This is a genomic window from Stenotrophomonas sp. SORGH_AS_0321 (genome assembly GCF_031453215.1).
GTDB lineage: Bacteria > Pseudomonadota > Gammaproteobacteria > Xanthomonadales > Xanthomonadaceae > Stenotrophomonas > Stenotrophomonas chelatiphaga.
This window is the reverse complement of sequence record NZ_JAVIZG010000001.1, coordinates 2,471,823-2,485,950: the sequence shown is the minus strand read 5'-3', so window position 1 is coordinate 2,485,950 and position 14,128 is coordinate 2,471,823. Positions and strand designations below refer to the sequence as shown.

Sequence of the window (14,128 nt, the reverse complement as noted above, 5' to 3'; positions counted from 1 at the left end):
ATGCCCCGCATCCTTTCCCCGGCCGCAGCGCGGTCGATCCTGTCGTGCGAGACCGATGAGATCTGGATGTGCGCCATGCGCATCACCCACCCCTCGATCGCCACCGTCCGCATCGTCAACGACAGCGTGGAGGCGGTGAGGGCAGACGGCATCTACACGCCGTGGGGCTTCGAGCCGATCCTGCCGAACGACACGGCTGATGCAAATGCCACGGTCACTGTGACCATGGACAACGTCGACCGCGACATCGTGAAGCTGCTGCGCACCATCACCGGCGAGCCGCCGAAGTGCACGCTGGAGGTCGTGCTGGCCAGCCAGCCGGACGAAGTTGAGCTGGGCCCCCTTCGAGTTCTCGATCCTGCAGGGGCAGAGCGACATCACCACGCTGCAGCTGTCCTTGGGCTACGAGGAAGACTTTCTCAACCAGGGTGTCCCGGCGCAGAGCTACAACCCGACCAGCAGCCCGGGATTGTTCGTATGAACTGGATCGGCATCCCCTACCAGGGCGTGAAGTTCTGCCGAGAGTTTGCTCGGCAAGTGCTGGCGGAGCAGGGCATCCAGATGCCATGCGTTGATGACCCGAGCCAGGCGCCGAACTGGACGCGTGTGGAGCGGCCAGAGCAGTACGACGTGGTGGTGTTCAAGCGCGCAGGCCGGGCGGACCACGTCGGGGTATGCCTGGGCCGTGGCGACTTCCTGCACGTCGAAGAGAACCGATCCTCATGCATCGAGCGCCTGTCCTCCCCGAAGTGGGAGCGGCGGATCGAGGGCTTCTACAGATTCACCGGAGTTCGTTCGTGACCCAAACCCATTCCCTGAGCCTGCACGCGCACGAGTTCGCGCCAGCAGGCGTGTTTGAGGTCCGCGGCGGGCAGAGCCTGCGCGCGATGCTGCAGGAAGCCTGCGGCTCGGGAGAGCTGGCTTCGTCCCTCGACGTCCGTGTGGGGGGCTACCAGGTGCCGGTGGAGATGTGGGACCGCCTGCGGCCGAAGCAGGGGGCGATCATCACCGTGGTGCGCACCGATCTCGCCGGCGGCGGCGGCGGGCTCCTGCGATCGATCGCCATGATTGCTGTAGCTGTAGCCGCCACGTGGGTCACTGCTGGTGGTGCCGCGGGCTGGGGCTTGGCCTTCGCCGCGAAGGGGACGTTTGCTGCCGCAGCCCTCGGCGCAGGCGTGACCATCGCCGGCTCGCTGCTGGTGAACGCCCTGATCCCGCCACCCACGCCTGGTGGTGGGAGCTTCGGTGCAGACCTGCAGTACAACCAGCTCACCGGCAGCAGCAACCAAGCCATGCAGTGGGGCCCGATCCCGGTCGTGCTGGGTGAGAGCCGCTTCTTCCCCCCGCATGCGGCCATCCCCTACAGCGAGAACGTGGGCTCGGACAACTACCAGCACCTGCTGTTCGATCTCGGATACGGCGATCTTGAAGTCAGCGACATCAAGATCGGCGACAACGCGCTGAGCACGTACAGCGACGTCCAGTACGAGATCACCAAGACCCCTACGCTCTACACCAACGACGTCAACGAGACGGCCGTCGGCTTCACGCTGGCGGCCAATGGCGACAACACCTCCCGCACCAGCGCACCGGGCATCGACACGCTGAGCCTGGACCTGCTGTTCCCGCAGGGGCTGATCGGCTACGGCACGTCTTCCAGCGGCCCGGGCGACGGCTTCGAGATGTGGGTTCTGTACCGGATCCAGTACCGGCCCACCGGCACCAGTGGCTGGCTCAACGTCACCGGCGCGCGCCTGTCGAAGATGCTCACGCAGTGGGTGCCCGGCAGTGGTGGCCAGCGGCCGAACCTCAGCCCGGGTCCTGGCCTGTTCCTGGTCAAGACGCGATCGAAGGCGCCGTTCGCTGCCGGCCTGGCATGGGACGCACCCAACGGACAGTACGACGTGCGTGTGGAGCGAATCTCCGCGCTGCGCGGCGGCAGCGCCAACACCTACATCGACACGGCCACCTGGACGCTGCTGCGCTCGATCCGGAACGTGAACCCGTCGACGACCGGCACCACCAAGCTGGCCATGCGGATCAAGGCGACGGACCAGCTGACCGGTGTGCTGCAGAGCCTGTCGTGCATGGTGCGGCAGAAGATCCCCGTCTACGACCGCAACACCGGCACTTGGTCGGCGCCGCAGGTCAGCCTCAACCCGGCATGGATCAGCCACTGGCTCATGACCATGTGTCCGGCGGTGAAGCGGCACGTTCCGGTCAGCCGCATCGACCTGGACAGCTTCGCCGACCACGCCGAGTTCTGCAGGGTCAACGGGTTCGAGACACGGATGACGCTGGATGCGGTGACCACGGTGCGCGACCTGCTGGTGCGCGTGCTGGGCGGCGGCCTAGGCTCGCCGGGAAACCGGGATGGCAGGTACTGCGTGGTCTTCGACCCGGGCGTGGTGAGCTACCCGCGCATGGCCTTCAGCCCGGTGGACATCGAGAGCTTCTCGGACACGACCAGCTACCTGCGCATGCCCGACGCCCTGCGCGTCCAGTTCCGCAACCCGAACGCCGACTGGAAGGACGACGAGATCATCGTGCTGCGGGATGGCTTCAGCTATCGCGGCGTGGACGCCCGGGGCAATCCGTCCTCGGCTCCGCAGGCCACCGAGTTCGAGACCATGAAGGTCGACCAGTCCATGCTGCCGCAGCAGGCCTGGCGCATGGGCCGCTATCACCTGGCGCAGGCAGAGTTCCGGCGGACGTCCTACAGCTTCTCGCCAACGATCTCCGGCCTGAGCACCACCCGCGGCGACGTGGTGGATGTGGGCCATGACTACATGGAGTGGGGCGCCGGCAGCGGCCGGCTCATCGGCCTGACCGCGCAGGCGCCTCCTGGGTATGTCGGCACCATCAAGCTGGACACGATGATCGACACGGACCCCGCCAAGCAGTACGGGATCCAGATCCGCAAGGCGATGGGCGAGCCTGCGGTGGTCAACGTCGAGCCCCATAGCGCCTACACCGACACGTTCTACATCCCCGAGGGCGCAGCGCTACCAGCGGGTGTCTCGCGCGATGACATGGCGATCGTTGGCCTGCGCGGGCAAGAGACGGTCCGGCTGCTGGTCACCGGCGTCACCTATGCGGCGGACTTCATGACCAGCTTCACGGCCACCAACTACGACGAGCGGGTTGACGCCTACTGGCGGAACCCGCCCACGCCGATCATCAGCGAGGTCACGGGAACCGTCCTGGGCGCGCCGGAGCCGCCGGTCATCTCGGCCATCTCCACGGTCAACGCCAACAACAAGACCGACGATGCCGGCATCGCCACCCCGGTGGTGCGCATCAACCTGACCAACAAGCCCGGCTTCATCTACGAGGCCCTGCGATGAAGACACCTGTGGTTGCTCACGAGGTCCGGTATCGCCAGGTCGTGGTCGGGGACTTCGCCGAATCAGCGTGGATGACGAAGACCTTCCCGGCGGGGGAAAACATCGACCTGGAAGAGCTGGCGCGCGGGGTGCCCTACGAGCTGCAGATCCGGGCGGTGGGTGCCAACGGCAATTCGTCCGAGTGGGTGGACGGGTCCGCGCTGCTGGCGCTGACGAACCGGGTCGGTGCCGCGGCGCTGCCGAACATCGGCAACCAGCAGTCGATGTGGGACCTGCAGACGTCGGTCACCTTCGCCGCAAGCACCGACGGCAGCGGAAGCTCGGTGGCCACGATCAGCGTCACCGCTGGTGACCTGATCATCGGCTCGGTGGTGGTGTCCTATGCCGCAAGCAGCGCCACGGTCACCGGTGCGGCAGGCGAGAAAGTCACGCTCTACCTGTACTACCACGATCCGCTCCTGCAGGGCGGCAGCCGGCTGCTCAACGTCACCACCAACATCGTGGAAACCGCGAACGTCAACGGCAACGTGGCCGTCAGCTCGATCGATTTCACCTTTCCGCCTGCAGGTGGTAGCAGCAGCGGCGGCGGAAGCATCGGCGGCGGCGGCGGCAGTGGCGGCATCAGAAATCCCCCCTACACCGAGGTTCCGGTATGACGTACATCAGGCGGGACGATGTCCCGGTGGCGGAAGGCGAGATGGCAGTCCAGCTCGACACCGGCGAGATTGTGGCGCTGCGGTGCGAGCGCGGGATCAACCGGGGGAACGTCGTGTTCACCGGCACGGCCCGCGCCATCCTCGAGGACGGCACCCCGGTTGTTGGTGCCGATGGCATGCCGGTGGAGCGGGAGTATCGACACACCGACCAGCGTGCCCAGCTGGCCGACCTCATTGCCAAGGACGTGCTCATGGCCCTGATCGGCGAACCGATCTCCGAGCTTGTGCAGTGGTCGTCCCAACTGCTCATCGACGTCAACATTCGCCAGGCGCTGTCGCTGGCCACCATCAATGTCGGGGCGTTCGACGCCTCGACCATCCTGTGAGGCATATTCCATGGTCCCCAACTTGAACGTCGTGCCGCTGGTCGATCTTCCTCTTCAGCCGGCAGCGAGTCAGGGGTATCTGATAGCTACAGACCCGGCTCTGAAGAAAGCAGTTCGTGTGTATCTGCCCGATATCAATGCGGCTGCCTCTGTCGTCGGCCAACAGCTTGGAGCCATGCTCGCCGCGGCAAACGTGCAGCTTTCAGCAGAGGTTTCCGCACTTGTAACTGCCATCGATAACACTCTTGCACAGACGCAGCAGGATGCCGAGGCGGTTCTTGCGGCGACCGGATATCTGGTGCCTGTGGCTTACTCCGCTGGACTTGATGTATCCAGCTCACGCTTCACGGTTTCGTATAACGGACAGGTATACGCCGCTGATCCGAATGATGTTCCTTTTATCTCGCACGCTGCGTTTGATACCGCTCAATGGCGGCTGATACAGGGGGTCACCGCTGCTGATCTGGCCCAGAGAGCTGGCGCTGCACTGATAGGCTTTGCTCAAAAGGGTAACGATTCAGTTCTCCGCTCAGTATCCAAGAAACTGGAAGAATTCGTCAGTGTCATGGACTACGGCGCCGTCGGCGATGGTGTCAATGACGACTCAGCGGCTTTCGCGAAAGCCATGGCGGTGGCAGCTGTTAAGGGGCTGCGTGTATTTGTGCCCACTTGCGCCGCCTACTACGTCGTGGGTGACGTAACGATTCCGAAGGGCGTGCGAATCAAAGGCGAGGCATCGCGTCCGTATACCGCATCTACCTTGGCTGAGGTCAGTGGGATCGGCGGAGCTATTGTCATCAAGCAGGGGGCATCGTCTCTTTTCAAATACAACAGCTACGTCAATTTGGAAGACGTAGTTCTCTTTGGTCGCAACCGATCTGTGGCTAACACGCAACCGGCCGATGGCGTTACATCCTTGGTGTGGGTGGAGTTCACGCGGTGCGGGATCTACATGTTCAGTATCGGTGTCGGTGGAAACGTTGCTCTTGGTGGCGCTATGGTCAACCAGTGCAACATCGCATACAACGGCACAGGAATAAGTAACATTGTGGACTCGCAGGTTTGCGGAGGCGCCATCAATGCAAACACCGGTGCCGGTGTGTTCTTGGGCAACGGCGCGAACGACAATTCCTTCTGCAATGTAAAGTGCGAATGGAACAACTCTGATAACTACAACTTCTTTCAGTCCAACTCTAACGTCATCGTTGGGGGAGTTATCGATCGGGCTGGCAGGCATGGCGTTTTTGCAGGTGCCTCATCGGAGACGGTGATTGCTGGTGTAAAGATTCGTAGGTCTGGGCGTGTTACTGCGGGAAACAACCTTCGAATTGAGTCCGTTGTCTCACTGGTGGCTGTGGGGGTGATGTATGGGCGTGGCGCCAACGACGATGGCGGAGGTAGTGCTTCTCCCAATACCTGCATCCAGGCTGAGGGTGCGAGTGGTGTCATCTCGATTTCGGGTGGCGATGCAACCCGCGGCTTCGTTGAAGGGGGCTCCGCATTCGTCAGGAACGGAACCATCCAGAACCTGTCAGTCCGCGGTGTCGTAGGCGTGAGAGACGCTGAGCTGCGGCCAGGACAGTTTTCGGGTGCTGTTTCTGCTCCTGCCGCCTCCAGCGCAGCGATCACCATGCCTTGCCACGCAATCGGCACTTTCACCGCTGCCAGCTACGCTCTAGATGTTCGCGGTCGTGCAGCTGACGGCACCGTCTACCTTCTGGGGCTGCAGGTTCTGATCAGAAGGGAGTCGGGCAACGCGCTTGTATCAACGGCCGTGCGTTACGTCACTGGTAGCGCCGGGGTTGCGGCTGAGAACATGGCCCTCTCATTCGCAGCTGCGCCTGATGGGTCAACGGTTACGATCACCGTGAACAACAATCGGGCTTCGGGCACGATTGGCGCCACGCTTGCTCTGACTACCTCGGTCTAGAAGCACGGCTGCTTGCGCAAGGATTGCTCCAAGCGCAGGCAGCCAATCCGGGTGAACGCTTCACCGATGTATCGGGCCGTGAGACTGGGACGGCCTATGCTCCCGCCCCATGGACGCCGACACCCAGACCCTGACCCCCATGCCTGACGGCTTCTACTGGAAGCCCCGCTGCCACCTCGACACGCTCCCGACAGGTCTGTTCCTCCATGGGGAGATTGTGGCCAGCATGCAAAAGAGGGTCGACGGGACGTGGCTGGCCAGGCTGAGTCCCGAAGAAGGGGTGCATGCGCCCTTGCTGCTCCGGCGCTGCAGCTCGTTTGATGCTGGCCGGCGCGGGTGCGAGATGTGGGCCTTGCGCCACGAACAGGTGCTGCGCCGGAAGGTCGCGAAGAAGCTGCAGTGGATCCAGGACCACGTCGTGCTGCGCGGCAGGGGCAAGCAGCTGGACCAGCAGGACGTTCTAGGGCAGGGCTGAGGCAGTCAGCTGCCGTTGCCTGCGTATCGGCCCCTGCGACGCGCCGCCGGCACCATGGCTGCCATGACGAAGACGAATGCGGGGAAGGCGCGCTGGGCGCGCACCAAGGCTTCCGGCCTATGGCAGCAGGCCACTGAGCTGGACCGTGACCGCACCGGCAGCTGGGAAGATAGGGCACGCCGCCGCCGCGCTGCCGACCGCCTCCGCACCGAGGCCGCCCGATTCGAATCGATCGCGCGCCGCCTCGATCCCTCCCTAGACGATCAGGCCGCCTGACCGGGCCGCAGCGGCACCACATTGCCCATGCGCAGCCGGTCCAGGTAGTCGGCCCATTCCTGCATCATCCGCGTCCGCTCCACCAGGTGCGTGGTTCGGTTGTAGGCCCTGCCGTTCGGATCCTTCACCGCGTGCGCCAGCTGGTGCTCGATGATGTCCGGACGGAAGCCCAGCACCTCGTCCAGCAGCGTGCGCGCGGTGGCACGGAAGCCGTGGCCCGTGACCGTGTCCTTGTCGAACCCCATCACGCGCAGGGCGGCCAGCACCGCGGCCTCTGACATCGGGCGTGCGTCGGTACGGCCGCCGGCGAACACGTATGTTCCGTGCCCGGTCACGTCCCTCAACTCTCGCAGCACCTCCAGCGCTTGCCGTGCCAGCGGCACGATGTGCGCCTGCCGCATCTTCATCCGCCCAGCAGGGATGCTCCACAGTCCCGCATCCAGATCCATCTCCCCCCATTCCGCGTGTCGCAGCTCCCCCGGCCTGACGAACAGCATCGGTGCCAGCTTCAGCGCTGCCTGGACCACTGGCGTGCCATGGTAGGCGTGCAGCGCCCGCAGCAGGCCGCCCAGCAGGGCAGGGTCTACGACCGCCGCATGGTTCTTCTCAGGCGCCGGCACAAGCGCGCCGCGCAGGTCTGCCACCGGGTTCCGCTCCGCCCGGTCCGTGGCCACCGCATACCGCATCACCTGCCCGCAGTTCTGCATCACCCGGTGCGCCGACTCGAAGGCGTCACGGGCTTCCATGCGTCGGGCCACCTGCAGGAAGTCGGAGGCCTTCAGCTCCACCGCGCGGCGGCTGCCGATGAACGGGAAGACGTCGTTCTCGAACCAGGCGGCGACCTTCTTCCGGTAGTTGGGCACCCATGGGCGGCTGGCCAGCCACTCCCTGGCGATGACCTCAAAGGCTTCCCCGTCGGCCGTGGTGCGCGCGGCGGTCGTGGCCTTGCGCTGCTCGCTCGGGTCCACGCCGCTGGCCAGCAGCCGGCGGGCATCTTCCCGGGCTTCGCGTGCTTTGGCCAGCGACACCTCGGGGTAGATTCCCATCCCCAGCAGCTTCTCCTTCCCCCCGAAGCGGTACTTCCAGCGCCAATAGCGGGACCCGTTTGGGTGGACCAAGAGGAACAGACCGCCACCGTCGGACAGCTTCTGCTGCTTCTCGGTGGACTTCACGCGACGGATCGCGGCATCGGAGAGGGGCATGGGGGTACAAGGTTTTCAGGGCGGTGTTGTACCCCTAGATATACCCCCAGCGTCTCACAGGCTGCAACGGAACCGGCTGGACAGGCATAGACAACAAAAAAGCCGGAACCCCTTATTTGACGAGGGATTCCGACTCTCTGTGGCTCCGAAGAGACCAATCAATGGTGGAGGTGGGCGGAATTGAACCGCCGTCCGAAGGCACTCCATCCCCAGCTCTACATGCTTAGCTCACCGTTGAGTCTCGTCCCGGAACAGCACGGTGTGCGAAGCACATCCCGGAACAAGCCTGTTGCGTTCTAGTGCTGGACTGACAGGCAGCCGCCCAGCTCGATTCCATGATAATGACTCTACGCTGCGAGCATGGACACAAGCAGTTTCGAGGCTCCGCCTAAGTCGGCAGAAGGTCTAACTCAACAGCTTTTAGGCTGCGAGTGCGACCGGAGCGTAGTTGTCGTCGTTGGCAACTAGAGTTTTGCAGCTGGATTTACGAGGAAAGCTACCCCCTCGGCATGCGCCAAGCGACTTCACAACCCCCGTCGAAACCAATGCACCCCCGGTTTCAAACAAGTGCCTGCAAGTACTGGCCCGATTCCGATGACGCTGGAGCAGGGCTGCCCAACGCGAGTGATGCTACGCCAATCCGGCTGAACAGTCACGCAAATGATCGATTTCTGGTGGCAAGCCTGCATGTCAAACTGGTAACGTCTTGACGACCTCTTTGCGACACCTGCCGGGTGAGCATGGGGACAGGCTCTGCAGGCGAGGTAACAGGTGGACGTAAGCAACAAGCGCAGCCTTCGGCAACTGGTCGGTCCGGTGGGAATGGGCTACCTGCGCAGGGCCGTACCTCCGCCGTGGGTATGGACGGCGCTGGTTGCCCTGGTGGCCGCCGGGTGCCTGATCGAACTGCCGGTGACGGCCGCCGCGGCCTTGGTGGCCAGCGCGGTGGTGGTGCACTGGCCGCGTCGCAAGCGCCCTTCGCTGGGCTATTGGCGACTTTTGGGCCTGGTGGTGCTGGCAGTGTTGGCGTGGGCGCCGGAACCGGACGTATTGTCCCAGTGGTTCGAACATGGCCTGGCGATCGCGCTGCTGGCGCTGGCCGCGGTCAGTGCGCTGACCCATGTGCTGCAGGCGCGACGGCTGTCACGCCGGCTGCAGCAGTCGGCCGATGCGATGGATGACTCGCGGCTGCTAGCGTTGTTGCCGGGCGAAGCGGCGACACTGGCCGATCGCTGGCGTGCCGGTGACGACAGCCATGCCGATGAGCTGGCCGTGGTGATGCACCTGGCGGTGATGCACGCGGCGTTGTCGCCGCGGATGCAGGGTGGGGCGGTGGACGTCTGAGGGGTGGGGCGGGAACGGCATGACGACCAACGGTCGTCACCCACCGGAGCGACGCATTGACGGCCAGCGGCCGTCACTACCGGGTTGGGTCAGGCGTCGCGGTTGCCGCGGCGCATGACGCGCGACTTTTCGATCGCCCATTCGCGGTCCTTGGCGGCATCGCGTTTGTCGTGGTCCTGCTTGCCCTTGGCCAGCGCCACTTCCAGCTTGATCTTGTTCTTGCTCCAGTACATCGCAGTGGGCACGATGGTGTAGCCATCGCGCTCCACCTTGCCCACCAGCTTGTCGATCTCGCTCCGGTGCAGCAGCAGCTTGCGCTCGCGGCGGTCTTCGGCCACTACGTGGGTGGAAGCCTGGATCAATGGAGTGATCTGCGCGCCGATCAGGAAGATTTCGCCCTGCTTTACATAGGCATAGGCGTCGACGATGTTGCCGCGCCCCGCGCGGATCGACTTCACTTCCCAGCCCTGCAGCGCGAGGCCCGCCTCGAAGCGCTCCTCGATGTGGTATTCGTGCCGTGCACGCTTGTTCAACGCGATGGTTTTGTTGGCCGTCGCGTTCTTTGCTTTATCCTTGCTGCTGTTCTTGCTCATTCCCGTATTGTCTCCGATTCGGGCCCGCCCGGTCGATCACCTGCAGCCGAACCTGAAATGCCTACCATCCGTCGAAGCGCCCTGGTTGAACACTCCGCGGCGCGCATGTTTGATCTGGTCAACGATATCGCCGCCTACCCGCAGCGCTTCCGTTGGTGTTCGGCTGCGCAGATCCTGGAGCAGGGCGACCAGCGCCTGGTGGCCCGACTGGACCTTGGGCTGGGCTCGTTCTCGACCTGGTTCATGACCGAGAACACCCTGGTCCGCCCCCGTTCCATCGACATGCAGCTGCGCGATGGTCCGTTCAAGCGCCTGCATGGCCGCTGGGAGTTCCATTCGCTGGCTGAAGACGCCTGCAAGGTCAGCCTGGAGCTGGAGTTCGAGCCGAAGTCACGCTTGCTGGCGCCGGCACTGGCGCTGGGTTTCCAGGGGCTGGCCGACCGCATGGTCAACGACTTCGTGCGCGTGGCTGACGAGCAGGAATGAGCCGGTGATCCGGGTACAGGTGGTGCTGGCCTGGCCGCAGCGGGTAGGGGAGCGCACATTGGAACTGCCAGAAGGCGCCACCGTTGCCGAGGCCATCACCGCTGCGGCGCTGGAAGGCAGCGATGCCTGTCCGGCGGTAGCCGTGCATGGGGTGGTGGCGCGCGCTGACCAGCTGCTGCAGGACGGCGACCGGGTGGAGCTGCTGCGCCCCCTGCTGGCAGACCCGAAGGACAACCGACGGCGCCGCGCGAAGGCGCAGCCGAAGTAGGTTGTCCGGGGGGCAGGGTGACGGCCAGCGGCCGTCACTACCAGATCAGCCGCCGCCTTTCTTCTTTTCTTTCGGCAGGTTGCGGCCGAACTGACGCACGGTCTGGGTGGCCAGCTCGCCGTCCTGGGCGGGGAAGTAGTCGCCTTCCCAGCGGGTGACCGCATCGTTTTCGAAGTACACCGTGAAATTCTTGGTCTCGGTGCGGCCGACGCGGTCGATGCGCTGGCTGGCCATGTAGTCCCAGCGCTGGGCATGGAACGGGTCGGCCACCGACGGGGTGCCCAGCAGGGCGTTGACCTGCTGCTTGCTCTGCCCGACCTGCAGCTTGGACACGGCATCTTCCCGGATCAGGTTGCCCTGATAGATGGGTTGCTTATAGATGATGCCGCAGCCCGTGGTGGACAGGGCAACGGCGGCGACCAGCAGGAGATTGCGCATCGGGAATCGCGTTTGGGGAAATCGATCCGATGATACACTCCCGGCGTGCCACCGCGACCCAATCCGAGGCAGCTGGCGCTAAATCGCCAATGAACGGAGACATATGGAAACCCACGACCTGCGCAAAGTCGGCCTGAAGGTGACCCATCCGCGGATGCGGATCCTGGCGTTGCTCGAACAGCGCAACGCCCAGAACCACCAGCACCACATGACCGCCGAAGACATCTACCGCCAGTTGCTGGAGCACGGTGATGAGATCGGCCTGGCCACGGTTTACCGTGTGCTGACCCAGTTCGAGGCAGCCGGCCTGGTGCTGAAGCATAATTTCGAGGGCGGCCAGGCCGTCTACGAGCTGGACCGCGGCGGCCACCACGACCACATGGTGGACGTGGATTCGGGCAACGTGATCGAGTTCGAAAGTGCTGAAATCGAGGAGCTGCAGCGCAAGATCGCAGCCGATCACGGGTACGAGCTGGAAGAGCATTCGCTGGTCCTCTACGTGCGCAAGAAGCGCCGCTGAGCCCTGCGGGGCAGGTGGTTGCTGAGAACCCCGGGCTTGCCCGGGGTTTTTCGTTCAGGCGCGCAGCCTGAACGATTCCGCCGAGCACGGCTCGGCGCTACCGGGGCGGGTGCGGGGTAGCGCCGACCCGTGGTCGGCGAGCGCAGTGGGCCGTGGCGTCAGGCAATCCGCCGAGCACGGCTCGGCGCTACCAGGGCGGGTGCGGGGTAGCGCCGACCCATGGTCGGCGAGCGCAGTGGGCCGTGGCGTCAGGCATTCCGCCGAGCACGGCTCGGCGCTACCAGGGCGGTCGCGGGGTAGCGCCGACCCATGGTCGGCGAGCGCAGCGGGCCGTGGCGTCAGGCAATCCGCCGAGCACGGCTCGGCGCTACCAGGGCGGTCGCGGGGTAGCGCCGACCCATGGTCGGCGAGCGCAGCGGGCCGTGGCGTCAGGCATTCCGCCGAGCACGGCTCGGCGCTACCAGGGCGGGCCGTCGGGCGGCCCGGCCTCGGCTCAGCCCGCCAGCAGCTTCCTGGCCGCCGCGCGCGCTTCCTTGCTGACTTCCACGCCGCCCAGCATGCGCGCCAGTTCTTCTTCGCGAGCCTTGGTGTCCAGCTTTTCCACCGCGCTCTGGGTCATGCCGTCCACCGGCGCCTTGCTGACCCGGTAGTGCGCATGGCCCTTGGACGCGACCTGCGGCAGATGGGTCACGCACAGCACCTGGCGCTTTTCGCCGAGTGCGCGCAGCTTCTGCCCGACGATGTCGGCCACCGCGCCACCGATGCCCGAATCGACTTCGTCGAACACCATGGTCGGCACCGCATCCAGGTCCAGTGCCGCCACTTCGATGGCCAGCGAGATGCGCGACAGCTCACCCCCGGAGGCGACCTTGCGCAGCGGGCGCGGTGGCTGGCCGGCATTGGCGGCCACCAGGAACTCCACCCGCTCGGCACCCTGCGGGTCCGGCTTGGCCAGGTCCTGCGGTTCCAGCTGGATCAGGAACTGGCCACCGCCCATGCCCAGTTCGGCGATCAGCCCGGTGGTGGTGGTGGACAGCTCGGTGGCGGCGCGCTGGCGCCCGGCACTGAGCACCGCGGCGTGTTCGCGCCAGGCGGCGGCGGCTTTTTCGATTTCCCCGGCCAGCCTCTGCAGGCGCACGTCGGCCCCGCGCAGCTGCTCGACCTCGGCCTGCATGCGGTCGCGCTGGGCGGCCAGGTCTTCCATCGGCACGCGGTGTTTGCGCGCCAGGTCATGCAGCCGGCCCAGCCGGCGCTCGTTGTCTTCGAACTGTTCCGGGTCCGCATCCAGGTCATCGTGCACGCGGTCCAGCAGGCTCAGCGCCTCCTGCAGCTGGATGCTGGCGCTGTCGATCAGCGCATCCACCTCGCCCAGCCGGGCATCGTGTTCGACCATCCGCGACAGGTCGCCGCGCACCTGCGCCAGCAGGCCCAAGGCGGAGGCGTCGTCGTCGCCGTTGATGCGGGTGGTGGCGGTGTCGCAGGTGGTCAGCAGCGCGCTGGCGTGGGCCTGGCGGCGGTGGCTGGCGCCCAGCGCGATGATCGATTCAGGTTCGAGGTCTTCGCGTTCCAGCTCGCGCAGCTGGTGTTCCAGGAAACCGATGCGGTCGCTGACATCGCCCTGCTGGGACAGTGCGGCGGCTTCGTCGACCAGCGCCTGCCAGCCGGCAGCGGCCACGCGCACGGCGCGGCGTTGTTCGGCATTGCTGGCGTAGGCGTCCAGCAGCGCCAGCTGCGAAGGCCGGGTCAGCAGGGCCTGCTGTTCGTGCTGGCCGTGGATTTCGACCAGCAGGCCGGCCAGCTCGGTGAGCTGGGAGATGGTCACCGGGCGGCCGTTGATCCAGGCCCGCGAGCCACCGTCGGCACGGATCACCCGGCGCAGCTGGCACTGCTCGTCGTCGTCCAGTTCGTTGTCGGCCAGCCAGCGGCGGGCGCCGGCCAGCTGGTCCAGCGCGAATTCGGCCGACAGTTCGGCGCGCGGCGCGCCATGGCGCACCACGCCGCTGTCGGCGCGCAGGCCGGACAGGAAGCCCAGGGCGTCCACCATCAGCGATTTGCCCGCGCCGGTTTCGCCCGATACCACGGTCATGCCGGGGCCGAACTCCAGTTCAGTGGCGCGGACAACGGCGAAATCCTTGATTGATAAGTGTCTGAGCATGGTCCAGTAGGTCTCTCGAGCCGCGCAACGCTAGCACGCACGTTGGCATGTA

Annotated in this window: 15 protein-coding genes and 1 other RNA gene; 11 read left to right on the top strand and 5 right to left on the bottom strand. The window is 65.3% G+C overall.

Features of this window, described 5'->3' with window-relative positions; translation table 11 throughout:
- The 7 genes from QE373_RS10940 (at window position 1) to QE373_RS10910 (ending at window position 7,070) form a co-directional block, all read left to right on the top strand.
- Window positions 1-801 (top strand): NlpC/P60 family protein, encoded by an 801-nt coding sequence (locus tag QE373_RS10940; protein ID WP_309686376.1) that lies wholly within the window; start codon window positions 1-3, stop codon window positions 799-801.
- Entirely contained in the window at window positions 723-3,347 is a 2,625-nt protein-coding gene (locus tag QE373_RS10935) for a hypothetical protein (RefSeq protein WP_309686373.1), read from the top strand. Before QE373_RS10940 ends, QE373_RS10935 begins: the two co-directional genes overlap by 79 nt.
- A 71-nt stretch (window positions 3,348-3,418) precedes the next feature.
- Window positions 3,419-4,003: a hypothetical protein gene (locus QE373_RS10930; protein WP_309686370.1), complete on the top strand. Its 585-nt coding sequence runs from the start codon at window positions 3,419-3,421 to the stop codon at window positions 4,001-4,003.
- A gap of 41 nt (window positions 4,004-4,044) precedes the next feature.
- On the top strand, window positions 4,045-4,389 hold the full coding sequence (locus tag QE373_RS10925) for a hypothetical protein (protein WP_309686367.1): 345 nt from the start codon (window positions 4,045-4,047) through the stop codon (window positions 4,387-4,389).
- Window positions 4,390-4,399: 10 nt separating this feature from the next.
- A complete protein-coding gene (locus QE373_RS10920; RefSeq protein ID WP_309686364.1) occupies window positions 4,400-6,319 on the top strand; it encodes a glycosyl hydrolase family 28-related protein in 1,920 nt (639 codons plus the stop codon).
- 109 nt (window positions 6,320-6,428) lie between these two features.
- Window positions 6,429-6,794: a hypothetical protein gene (locus tag QE373_RS10915; RefSeq protein WP_309686361.1), complete on the top strand. Its 366-nt coding sequence runs from the start codon at window positions 6,429-6,431 to the stop codon at window positions 6,792-6,794.
- A gap of 63 nt (window positions 6,795-6,857) precedes the next feature.
- A complete protein-coding gene (locus QE373_RS10910) occupies window positions 6,858-7,070 on the top strand; it encodes a hypothetical protein (RefSeq protein WP_309686360.1) in 213 nt (70 codons plus the stop codon).
- Here the strand turns inward: QE373_RS10910 and QE373_RS10905 are convergent.
- Together QE373_RS10905 and ssrA are read right to left on the bottom strand one after the other, a co-directional pair.
- A complete protein-coding gene (locus tag QE373_RS10905) occupies window positions 7,058-8,272 on the bottom strand; it encodes an integrase arm-type DNA-binding domain-containing protein (protein WP_309686357.1) in 1,215 nt (404 codons plus the stop codon). The genes QE373_RS10910 and QE373_RS10905 overlap by 13 nt on opposite strands.
- Window positions 8,273-8,434: 162 nt before the next feature.
- Window positions 8,435-8,827, bottom strand: a transfer-messenger RNA (tmRNA) gene (gene ssrA, locus QE373_RS10900).
- A 267-nt stretch (window positions 8,828-9,094) separates the two neighbouring features.
- Here ssrA and QE373_RS10895 point away from each other — a divergent pair.
- Window positions 9,095-9,616, top strand: coding sequence for a hypothetical protein (locus tag QE373_RS10895; protein WP_309689709.1), 522 nt, complete (start codon window positions 9,095-9,097; stop codon window positions 9,614-9,616).
- A gap of 89 nt (window positions 9,617-9,705) precedes the next feature.
- On the opposite strand, the gene smpB is transcribed toward QE373_RS10895, so the two are convergent.
- Window positions 9,706-10,209 carry an SsrA-binding protein SmpB gene (gene smpB, locus QE373_RS10890; RefSeq protein WP_042612310.1) on the bottom strand — a complete coding sequence of 168 codons (504 nt, stop codon included), beginning with the start codon at window positions 10,207-10,209 and terminating at the stop codon, window positions 9,706-9,708.
- Window positions 10,210-10,266: 57 nt separating this feature from the next.
- On the opposite strand from smpB, the gene QE373_RS10885 reads away from it, so the two are divergent.
- The gene (locus tag QE373_RS10885) at window positions 10,267-10,695 is read left to right on the top strand and encodes a type II toxin-antitoxin system RatA family toxin (protein ID WP_309686354.1); all 429 of its coding nucleotides are present in this window, start codon (window positions 10,267-10,269) and stop codon (window positions 10,693-10,695) included.
- 4 nt (window positions 10,696-10,699) lie between these two features.
- Entirely contained in the window at window positions 10,700-10,963 is a 264-nt protein-coding gene (locus tag QE373_RS10880) for an RnfH family protein (protein WP_309686352.1), read from the top strand.
- Window positions 10,964-11,008: 45 nt separating this feature from the next.
- Here the strand turns inward: QE373_RS10880 and bamE are convergent, their stop codons facing one another.
- On the bottom strand, window positions 11,009-11,401 hold the full coding sequence (gene bamE / locus QE373_RS10875; protein WP_309686349.1) for an outer membrane protein assembly factor BamE: 393 nt from the start codon (window positions 11,399-11,401) through the stop codon (window positions 11,009-11,011).
- A 103-nt stretch (window positions 11,402-11,504) separates the two neighbouring features.
- Here bamE and fur point away from each other — a divergent pair, with 103 nt between their 5' ends.
- Window positions 11,505-11,921, top strand: coding sequence for a ferric iron uptake transcriptional regulator (gene fur / locus QE373_RS10870; protein ID WP_042612306.1), 417 nt, complete (start codon window positions 11,505-11,507; stop codon window positions 11,919-11,921).
- A 493-nt stretch (window positions 11,922-12,414) separates the two neighbouring features.
- On the opposite strand, the gene recN is transcribed toward fur, so the two are convergent.
- Window positions 12,415-14,076, bottom strand: a complete 1,662-nt coding sequence (gene recN / locus QE373_RS10865; RefSeq protein WP_309686343.1) for a DNA repair protein RecN — start codon at window positions 14,074-14,076, stop codon at window positions 12,415-12,417.
- Window positions 14,077-14,128 lie beyond the last annotated feature (52 nt).